Source organism: Streptococcus sp. HMSC077D04 (assembly GCF_001808785.1).
Taxonomy (GTDB): domain Bacteria; phylum Bacillota; class Bacilli; order Lactobacillales; family Streptococcaceae; genus Streptococcus; species Streptococcus mitis_BX.
Genome location: NZ_KV794549.1, coordinates 1 through 248 on the forward strand (window position 1 = coordinate 1; position 248 = coordinate 248).

1 pseudogene is annotated in these 248 nt (G+C 47.2%); it reads right to left on the reverse strand.

The window, feature by feature from the left end:
• Window positions 1-248: pseudogene (locus HMPREF2701_RS09855) on the reverse strand (virulence protein); the annotation flags it as partial.

Consider the following 248-nt stretch of genomic DNA (forward strand, 5'->3'; position numbering starts at 1 on the left):
AGCTGGTCTAGGTCCAAATCACCATATCCAGAGACCTGGGCATCCGCATGTTTGTAGGAGGTCAACTCTAGTTGGATATCATCTATCGCTGCTTGTAACTTCTTGATGCTGGGGATGATAATCTCTATAAAGAGACCTTTACCAGCTGTGTAGGCTGCTCCTGTCAACTCACCTGAGTCTAAAGAGGAAATCAGGTGGTCACATCCGCTGGATAAACGGTCTGTGACTTCATTTGCGACTCGGAGGTT